A 9,210-nucleotide genomic window follows, 5' to 3' on the forward strand; every position below is an offset into this window, starting at 1 on the left:
TTTATGTCTAATTGCTTTTGATTGAAATTATTTTGTGATTGCAACGACCATAAACGTGTAAAATACGTTAATTTTGCACTTTCAATAATTATAGTTACAAATTGGGTTAAGGATAGGAGCATTTGTTTGAGCTCTTTTGTGTGGCATTTTTGCCTACGCAAGAATGGCATCACAAAAAGCGAATGCGGATAACCTGACCTTCAAGAAATTGAAGGAAACCCCAGAAAAAATATTATGCAAACAGAAAACACTACTTGGTACGCGTCGTGGTTTGACACTCCGTATTATCATATTTTATATAAAGATAGAGACTATGACGAAGCGGAAGCCTTTATGAAACATCTGGTGGAGTTTTTAAACCTTCCAGAAGGAGGCACTATTTTAGACTTGGCATGTGGAAAAGGCAGACATTCCGTGTTTTTGAACAAAATGGGCTACGATGTTACAGGTGTCGATTTGTCTCCAAATAGTATTGAATATGCCTCTCAATTTGCCAATGACACACTTCGGTTTGAAGTACATGATATGTGCAAACCCTATCCAAAACAGTTTGATGCCGTATATAATCTTTTTACCAGTTTTGGCTATTTTGAACATGAATCCGATAATTTGCGTACACTGAAATCTATTAAAGCCGAACTAAATGAAACTGGTTTTGGTGTAATTGATTTCTTAAATGCCGATTATGTGATTGAAAATTTAGTCGAAAATGAAATTAAGGAAGTGGACGGAATTGTATTTCGCTTGCATCGCTATGTAGAAGACGGTTTTATCTACAAAGACATTCGTTTTGAAGCCGACGGACGCGATCATCAGTATACGGAAAAAGTAAAAGCTTTAACCTTACAAAATTTTGAATCGTATTTTACTGCGGCTGATATTGATTTATTAGCTATTTTTGGTGATTATAGTTTGGGCAAGTTTGACAAAAAAACGTCTACCCGACTAATTATGATTTTTAAATGATGCATTATTTATTACCCATCTTAGCCGTAGTACTAGGTTTTCTCTTCGTAACCGTATTTAAACTACGCGAAAAGCAACACATGAAGTTATTGCTAGCATTTAGCGGTGCATTTTTATTAGCAATTACCGTTTTTAACTTATTACCCAATGTTTTTGGAGACTATAAAAGCAGTTACGGAATTTTTGTCATGGCAGGAATTCTATTGCAAATATTTTTAGAATTTTTCTCTAAAGGTGCCGAACATGGACATGTACATATTCATAAAAATCAAACTGCATTTCCGTGGTTGTTATTTGTAAGTTTGAGCATTCACGCGATTTTAGAAGGTTTTCCAATGCACCATCACGATCATTTGCTTTGGGGAATTGTAGTACATAAAATTCCAATTGCCATTATATTGACAACGTTTTTTTATAAAAGCAACATGTCCAAAGCTTCTATTTTAACTTTTTTGATATTATTTGCATTTATGACGCCTTTGGGAAGCTTCTTATCAGAACAGTTGACCTTTTTAGAAATGTATCAAAATGAAATTTCAGCATTGGTCATCGGAATCTTTTTACACATTTCAACGACAATATTGTTTGAAAGCTCCGAAGGTCATAAGTTCAATTTGACAAAGTTATTGGTAATTATTACAGCCACAGTAATTGCTTATTTTATATAATACCAATGCTACCATTCCGCTATTTTAGTTTGTACTGAGAAACGCAAGTATCTATGATATTCATTGTCCGTTTCAATAGTTATTAATTTCTTTTGCTTTCCACTAAACCCTTTTGTGTCGAATGCTACTTGTATTTCCATAGATTCATTGGGTTTTACAAGCGTTTTTGTATGTGTGGTTGTCACACATTTACAACTCGATTTTATATCAATAATTTTTAAAGGAACATCAAATAAATTTTTGATTGAAAATGTTGTTTTTAGAACTTCATTGCCTTCCGTATATCCAAAATCATACGTAGAATTTGTAAAGTAAAATTGAGGTTCTTTTTTATTAAATGTACAACTGACTACGAATACTACCATCAAAATTACTACTATTTTCATCAATTTAAGATTGTTTAGGTGTCGAATGTGCTGTTGTATATTCATGTATAATGACTTTTATTTCTATATAGCTTACAAACTTTTAATAGTTTTCTATGGAGTAGTAAACACTTTCAAAAATATAATATCTTTGGTGAATTCTTGGAATATATTATTTTAAAAACATGTATATATTCTAAAAAAGAAAAGAACGTTGTTTACTTAGAGAGTTCGTGTCACACTTCAATAAATTCAGTGTAGAAGCACGGAATGAAAAAACAGTATTGTTTCATAATAGGTTCCGTATTTAGCACGGAATGAAAAAATTGCATTGTTTAATGTTTAGTAAAGCAGAATCACGAAAATTACGACAAGACTTTTGGACTTCGTTTGGAAAGTCATTTCCACGAAAGTGGATTTTGTACAATACCAAGATTCGCGATTTTTCGTTTAAGTTTTATTTTGACAAGAAAAAAGCCATGGTTTCACTCGATATTGAAGATTATAATATTGAAAATCGCATCAAATATTGGGATAAGATGCTTTCCTTAAAAGCAATTTTGACAAACGAATTTCTGCCAGATGCTATATTTGATGAAGCCTATATTTTAGACAACGGCAAGGAAATCTCCAGAATTTACTTAGAAATACACAACGTTTCCATTCACAATAAAAATACGTGGCAAGAAACGATGGTCTTCTTAAACGAAACCATGCAACAGTTTGAAGCATTCTACTACGAATATGAAGATTTTATAAAAGCGTGACTTCGACTAAGCTCAGTTGTTTTTTTAGATTTTTAGACTGCTTCGCTTAGTATTATGGTATCGCTTTGCTTTGGTATTTTGGTATCAGCTTTGCCTTTTGGTAAGTAACTTTTTGTATGAAACTTCATTTTCAAATCATCAAATCACTGCTTATGTGAGATTTGCAATCTCGTGTAAAGTTGAAACGATAACGATGCAAATAAAATTTTGTTTTAGATGAACACATACTCTTTCTTTTTCATTTCCATAGAAAAGTCATACTTATATTACAAGTATCTACATTTTTCACTAACTTCATAGATTAATTTACCAACATATAATTATTAATCACCTAAAAAAACCAACATCATGGACAAAAGTAAAGCGGCGTCAACTATGACCTTTTTACGCAAAACAGATAAAAATGGTGGCGAACTGGAAATGTTCGTTACAGATATAGAAAACACTGAAATTTTAGAACGGAAAAAAGGTACTTCACTTTTCTCTGAGAATATTGGCGAAAACGAAGAAGTCATTGTCATTGGCGCAGGTGTCGCCGGATTGTCCATTGCGTATGAATTGCTAAAACACACAAAGTTTACCGTGACGGTTTTGGAAGCACAAAATAGAATTGGCGGACGTAGTTTAACAGTTCGACCAGGCGATAGTTTTACGGAAAATCCAGAGAATAAACCTAATACAAGTTACACGCAAACCTGCAATTTTACGGTGGAAGACATGTACAATCTACCATATCTAAATTGTGGTCCAGGACGAATTCCATCTGCACACCGCGATGTGTTGAATTATTGTAAAACATTAGGCGTGAAGCTGGAAGTATATGTGATGCAAAGTCGTTCCAATGTGGTATACGACGGTAAAAGTTTTGTGGATGCGAAAGGAAATGCGAAAACCATTGTAAACCGCAGATTGGCAAACGATCCACGAGGTTATTTTTCGCAGTTTTTATATGCACTGCCTGAATTATTGAAAGTCATTGAAGAAAGTCCTGATCCTACGAAATACGAAAAGTTTTTAGGTTTTGTGCAACCTTTAATGAAAGCGTTAGACGCGAATGAAGATAATGAAGACAAATTTAAACAATGGTTGAAAAAGTTTGGTGATATCAGTGAAAGCGGCATTTTTGAAAAAACATCGCGTTCAGGCTATACAGAATTGCCTGGAAAGACGATGTTGGGCGAAGAAGAAAACATTCAACCAAAACTCGATTTTACACAAATGCTTGAATCCGAATTTTGGAATTTAAGCTTTTATCAACCTGACGACTTTTTATGGCAACAAACTTCTTTTCAGCCTGTTGGCGGAATGGACATGTTTGTCAAAGCCCTAGCCGTTGAAGTACAAAAATTAGGTGGAACTATCATACTAAACGCGCCTGTTACTAAAATTTCTAGAACGGATCATACATATTCAGTAAGTTATCAAAGTGGCGAAACGATTGAAACAAAAACAGCACACAATTGTTTTAGCAACATGCCAATTCCACTTTTACAAGATAAAATTACTAAAGGATTATTTAAAAATGCTGATTTTGAAAAAGCACTAGATATTGTGTTTAATCACAAAGAATTTTTACGTCCAACAGTAAAAGTAGGTTGGCAAAGTAAGCGGAAATATTGGCAAGATCCCACAGATAAAAACACGATTCCAATTTTTGGAGGAATTTCATGGACGAGTCATCCCATGGTACAAATGTGGTATCCGTCCAACGATTACCATCAAAACTTAGGTATTTTGACAGGTACGTATAATTTTGCAGGCAATGCCGTAACCTGGGGAGATCACGATCCGCAATGGCGTTTGGACAAAGCTAGAGAAGGTGCAGCATTGTTACATGGAAAAGAATTTGCAGAACAATTGAGTCATGGATTGACAGTTGCTTGGCAAAATATTAAAACACAACGCGGCGGCTGGGTAGATTGGACAAAGATTGACGACCAAACCAAAGATCCAGATTTGAATTACCATCAAATTCTTCGTATTAGAAAAAGGAATATTTTACAACGTGCCGAACACGCACCACATGAATCTGCCGAATGGGTGTATAATACGCTACAAGAAGGCGACGACGGATTTTATATTGTAGGCGATCAATTGTCTGCATTGCCAGGTTGGCAAGAAGGCGCTGTTTCGTCCGCATTGATTGCTTTTGGATTGTGTGTAAAAATGGAAGGTTTTAGCGCACCAAAATTACGCCAAGTTCCCTTTACTGCGCAATTGGTGGAAGGAAGATAGTGTATATTCTCTATCACAATTATCAAATCGAGTAGTATATAATTTAAACATATTTTCAATACTACTCGATTTGATATTGTTTTTATATGTAATACATTCTTACATTAAAAAATTGGTACACTGTTACATTTAAAAAATTATACTTTTTTGATAACATACGTTACAATTCCCCAAACGAGTAATTGTTTGTCTTCCGTAATTTTTATGGGTTTGTAGCTTTCGTTTGCAGGCATCAAATAGACACATTCACTGGTTATTTTGAGTCGCTTAACGGTAAATTCACCATCCACATAACATACTGCAATTTTACCATCTTTTGGCGGTATTTTTTTATCGATGACTAATAAATCATCATGATCCAATCCTGCGCCAATCATAGATTCACCATTGACACGTGCATAATATGTAGTGCGTTTGTCGTTCACTAACTCTTCATCCAAACTGATGCGTTTGTTTCTAAAATCATCTGCAGGTGAAGGAAATCCCGCAGAAATTCCTGCTTCTACATATTCAAGTTGTATGTCTCCTTTGATGGATTTGTAAAACGTCAGTAATTTATCATTCCCGTACTTCTTCATCGTGCTTTTCAATTAAATCGTATCACAGTTTAGTTTGATAATATCACTAAATTTTGTGGTGTATTCGGGCGATAAATAGGCTTGTCTCATTTTCCATGTTCGTTGCAAATCTTGATTCGCCATTTTTATTTTTTGCCGTCCAAATTTATCATTCAAGTTGTCCATGGCTGCCATTAACTTTGTATGTTTTGGATCTTCATTTTGAAATAAATCCAATTGTAATGCATCCGTTTTGATCAATCCTGTTAAAATAACACCTGCTTTTTTGTATTGAATGCCAGGTTTAAAAATATCTTCTAGTGCTTTCAATGCATATTTATTAATAATGAATGTAGAATTGGTAGCATACGGCAATGTGACCATTCTTTTGGCTCTGTAATAAGAATCAGTACGTTTGTTGCGATCGCTTTTCAGGTAAATCATCACAACATTACATGAAGAGTTTTGCATCCGTAATTTTTCAGCACAACGAGAAGCAAACGTCACAATGCGTTCTTTCATGTTTTCACGATCCGAAAAGGTAAATTCAAAGCTTCGCGTCGTTGCAATGGCTTTTTTGTTTTGCACTTCGTCTTCCAATAAAATTGTTGGTTCGCCTTCCAAATCTTTTTTGAGTCGCAATCCTACAATCGACATATTTCGCTTTACCCAATCATCTGACAGTTGTGTAAACTCATACGCAGTTTGCACGCCTTTGATTTGTAAGCGTTTGGCATTTCCGGCACCAATTCCCCAAATAGCACTTGCAGGCAACCATTTGAGCATTTTTATTCGTTTTTCTTCTGAATCAATGATATGAGAACCGTGTGTTCGTTCAGGAAACTTTTTAGCAATATTATTTGCCGCTTTGGAAAGTGCTTTTGTGGGTGCAATTCCAACACTTACAGGAATTCCAGTACATTGGTAAATGTATTTTTTTATGTTGTGACCTACAGTTTGATAATCGTCCGAATGTGGAAGTTTTAAAAAGGCTTCATCAATACTATAGACTTCTACTTCTGGTGAAAAATCTTCAAGAAGTTTCATGACGCGTTCACTCATATCGCCATATAACGAATAATTAGAAGAGCGGATTTGAATGTTTTTTTCAGCAATCATCTCTTTATATTTAAATAACGGTGCGCCCATAGGAATTCCCAGGGCTTTTGCTTCTTTACTTCGGGAAATAACACAGCCATCATTGTTGGACAAAATTGCCAGCGGCTTGTCTATCAAACTTGGATCAAATGCTCTTTCGCACGACGCGTAAAAGCTATTACAGTCAATAATTGCATACATATTTTTCAGGGGAATTTTATAGTATAAAAATAATGATTACCACACTTTGTTTTACAAGCTTACAAAATAATTCCTGTCTTTGCAGCAAAAAAAAAGCAGCTCGAAAGCTGCTTTTTATAATGTATGTAAGAAATGTATTATTTCGGATCTAAAATGGCGTCGATACGTTCTACAGCATCTCTCAAGTGAATTTTACTCATAACATCACTTGTACGTCCAATAGCATTTCTAATATTTCTTTTTAGGGTATTCAATTCTGCTCTTACAACCGCGCGTAAATCAGATTGACTTGTGTTCAGCGGTGTAACTCTTGATCTGAATCTAGCTGGTACTCTTGGACTTTCTGCAGTCATTAAATATGACAATCTATCAATATGCGCTCTTTGCAGATTACGACGATACGCATCAATCTTTCTTCCTGATCGCAACTCCGTCCAAATTCCATTGCGCAAATCGCGCATTAATTCTAACATAGAATATGCATCAGTATCGTTTAATACTTCATTTTCCATCACACGTGAAAGTCGACCTAAATTTAAAATTCGATTAAGGGTACGCACTTGTGCAGCTCTAATTCTGTCTGTGATACCAAAAGCTTTTGTCTTGTTGAAAATATTTTCATCCAACAACCATTCTGGTGTTTTGAATAATTGATCATTTACAAATTTCAACGCTCTTTTTTGATCTGCTTTAGCAACATGAATAAACACGGCACCTTCTTGATCGTATGTTTTATTATATTGATAAACACCTCCAATATTTGAAGAAACGTGCCCCATGTAGCGGTTGAATTGACTCAACACTTGTCCGTACATCGTATTTAAATCATCGTAATTTTTCCCTTCTTCTGCTGTCCATTTCATCAAGTTAGGAACAATTCTTTTTAAGTTTTTAATTCCGTAATCACTAGCTTTTACAGCATCATCACCTAAATCTTCTGTTTGAGAAGTTGGATCTACAACATCTCTTTGTTGTCCTCCAAATCTATATATTGGATCACCTGCTTTTTCAAGAATCCAGCTATCCAATACTTTCTTTTCGTCTTCTCCTGTTTTAGCATCTAATATTGGACGATATCCCCAATTGATAGCATATTTATCGTAAAGGCCAATATTTGGCATTAACGCAACGCCTTCATCTCCAGGCTGCGCTACGTAATTAAAACGTGCATAATCCATGATAGAGGGTGCTGTTCCATATTTCTTAGTGAACTCGGCATCACGTAATTTTTCTACAGGATACGCCACACTGCTTCCCATATTGTGAGGCAAACCGAGTGTATGACCAACTTCATGTGCAGATACAAAACGAATTAAACGTCCCATCACTTCAGTTTTAAACTTCAAAGATTGCGCTTCTGGATTAATAGCCGCAGTCTGAATGAAGAACCAATTTCTTAATAATGTCATTACATTATGATACCAGTTGATATCACTTTCTAAAATTTCTCCACTTCGAGGATCACTAACGTGTGGACCGCTTGCATTTGGAATGGGAGACGCTAAATAACGAACTACAGAATAGCGTACATCTTCTGGGCTCCAATCAGGATCTTCTTCTACTGTAGGCGGATCTTTTGCTACAATTGCGTTTTTAAAGCCTGCTGCCTCAAAAGCAACTTGCCAATCTTCAATTCCTTGTTTAATAAAAGGTTTCCACTGTTCAGGAGTAGCTCTATCTACGTAATAAACAATTTGTTTCTTAGGTTCAACAAGTTCACCTCTTTTAAACTTTTCTATGTCTTCATCTTTCACTTCAAGTCTCCAACGATCTAAATATCGAACTTGTTTACTTTCTTGAGCATCTAAGCCATAATCAACTTGACCGCGAGCAAACCAGCCTACACGTCTATCGTAATAACGTCTTTTCATTGGTTCTTTAGGTAATAAAATCATAGAATTACTCATCTCTACAGAAATAGAACCAACGCTCCCGTTTGATGGCGGTGCACCTGCATTATATGTTTTAATATGTCTCGCTTCAATATTTAAAGGATAACTTTTTAACTTATCGATGTACGATCTAGCAGCGTCTATTCTTGTGATTTTATATTGTCTTCTTCTAAATTGTGGAATTCCTAATGCTTTTACATCCTTTGAAAACAATGGTGTTACTTCAATCACAGTATTCAAAGAATCTTTACTAAATGCTTTAATAGGGAATGCGTACAGAATTGGCTCAAAATTAGAATTAACAACCGCTTCATGTACTGGAAGAGAATCTGCCGCAACAACACTATGAGAAACAACTCTCAATAACACCTTTTTCTTATTCTTTTCCCAACGTAGTACTTGGGTATTTTGCTTTCCACCTCCAAAACCAAGTCCCGAAGCTGTTTTAGCAATTCTTGTCA

The 9,210-nt window shown here is 35.2% G+C and carries 8 protein-coding genes (1 of these 8 only partly in view); 4 read left to right on the forward strand and 4 right to left on the reverse strand.

The window, feature by feature from the left end:
* Positions 1 to 234 precede the first annotated feature (234 nt).
* Together KORDIASMS9_RS21295 and KORDIASMS9_RS21300 are read left to right on the forward strand one after the other, a co-directional pair.
* The gene (locus KORDIASMS9_RS21295; protein ID WP_114904797.1) at positions 235 to 966 is read left to right on the forward strand and encodes a bifunctional 2-polyprenyl-6-hydroxyphenol methylase/3-demethylubiquinol 3-O-methyltransferase UbiG; all 732 of its coding nucleotides are present in this window, start codon (positions 235 to 237) and stop codon (positions 964 to 966) included.
* On the forward strand, positions 963 to 1,634 hold the full coding sequence (locus KORDIASMS9_RS21300) for a ZIP family metal transporter (protein ID WP_114904798.1): 672 nt from the start codon (positions 963 to 965) through the stop codon (positions 1,632 to 1,634). Before KORDIASMS9_RS21295 ends, KORDIASMS9_RS21300 begins: the two co-directional genes overlap by 4 nt.
* 8 nt (positions 1,635 to 1,642) lie before the next feature.
* Here KORDIASMS9_RS21300 and KORDIASMS9_RS21305 read toward each other — a convergent pair whose 3' ends face one another.
* Positions 1,643 to 2,065 carry a DUF1573 domain-containing protein gene (locus KORDIASMS9_RS21305; RefSeq protein ID WP_114904799.1) on the reverse strand — a complete coding sequence of 141 codons (423 nt, stop codon included), beginning with the start codon at positions 2,063 to 2,065 and terminating at the stop codon, positions 1,643 to 1,645.
* Positions 2,066 to 2,337: 272 nt separating this feature from the next.
* On the opposite strand from KORDIASMS9_RS21305, the gene KORDIASMS9_RS21310 reads away from it, so the two are divergent.
* Both KORDIASMS9_RS21310 and KORDIASMS9_RS21315 read left to right on the forward strand, forming a co-directional pair.
* Positions 2,338 to 2,766: a DUF4268 domain-containing protein gene (locus KORDIASMS9_RS21310; RefSeq protein ID WP_114905317.1), complete on the forward strand. Its 429-nt coding sequence runs from the start codon at positions 2,338 to 2,340 to the stop codon at positions 2,764 to 2,766.
* 348 nt (positions 2,767 to 3,114) lie between these two features.
* The gene (locus tag KORDIASMS9_RS21315; protein WP_114904800.1) at positions 3,115 to 5,001 is read left to right on the forward strand and encodes an FAD-dependent oxidoreductase; all 1,887 of its coding nucleotides are present in this window, start codon (positions 3,115 to 3,117) and stop codon (positions 4,999 to 5,001) included.
* Between the two features lie 137 nt (positions 5,002 to 5,138).
* Here KORDIASMS9_RS21315 and KORDIASMS9_RS21320 read toward each other — a convergent pair whose 3' ends face one another.
* The 3 genes from KORDIASMS9_RS21320 to KORDIASMS9_RS21330 all read right to left on the reverse strand — a co-directional run.
* Positions 5,139 to 5,579, reverse strand: coding sequence for a LexA family transcriptional regulator (locus KORDIASMS9_RS21320; protein ID WP_114905318.1), 441 nt, complete (start codon positions 5,577 to 5,579; stop codon positions 5,139 to 5,141).
* Between the two features lie 12 nt (positions 5,580 to 5,591).
* Positions 5,592 to 6,857, reverse strand: coding sequence for a Y-family DNA polymerase (locus KORDIASMS9_RS21325; protein WP_114904801.1), 1,266 nt, complete (start codon positions 6,855 to 6,857; stop codon positions 5,592 to 5,594).
* A 137-nt stretch (positions 6,858 to 6,994) separates the two neighbouring features.
* Positions 6,995 to 9,210, reverse strand: partial view of a zinc-dependent metalloprotease gene (locus KORDIASMS9_RS21330; RefSeq protein ID WP_114904802.1) — the 3' portion only. 271 nt of this gene lie beyond the right edge of the window; 2,216 of the gene's 2,487 nt are visible here — the last part of the coding sequence; the start codon falls outside the window, past its right edge — the gene reads right to left on this strand; its stop codon occupies positions 6,995 to 6,997.

The organism is Kordia sp. SMS9, from assembly GCF_003352465.1.
Lineage (GTDB): Bacteria > Bacteroidota > Bacteroidia > Flavobacteriales > Flavobacteriaceae > Kordia.

Bases quoted from the DNA above. Each gene is read 5' to 3' on its own strand.
- KORDIASMS9_RS21295 (WP_114904797.1), top strand. From the start codon at position 235: ATGCAAACAGAAAACACTACTTGGTACGCGTCGTGGTTTGACACTCCG.
- KORDIASMS9_RS21305 (WP_114904799.1), bottom strand. From the start codon at position 2,065: ATGAATATACAACAGCACATTCGACACCTAAACAATCTTAAATTGATG.
- KORDIASMS9_RS21300 (WP_114904798.1), top strand. From the start codon at position 963: ATGATGCATTATTTATTACCCATCTTAGCCGTAGTACTAGGTTTTCTC.
- KORDIASMS9_RS21325 (WP_114904801.1), bottom strand. From the start codon at position 6,857: ATGTATGCAATTATTGACTGTAATAGCTTTTACGCGTCGTGCGAAAGA.
- KORDIASMS9_RS21315 (WP_114904800.1), top strand. From the start codon at position 3,115: ATGGACAAAAGTAAAGCGGCGTCAACTATGACCTTTTTACGCAAAACA.
- KORDIASMS9_RS21320 (WP_114905318.1), bottom strand. From the start codon at position 5,579: ATGAAGAAGTACGGGAATGATAAATTACTGACGTTTTACAAATCCATC.
- KORDIASMS9_RS21310 (WP_114905317.1), top strand. From the start codon at position 2,338: ATGTTTAGTAAAGCAGAATCACGAAAATTACGACAAGACTTTTGGACT.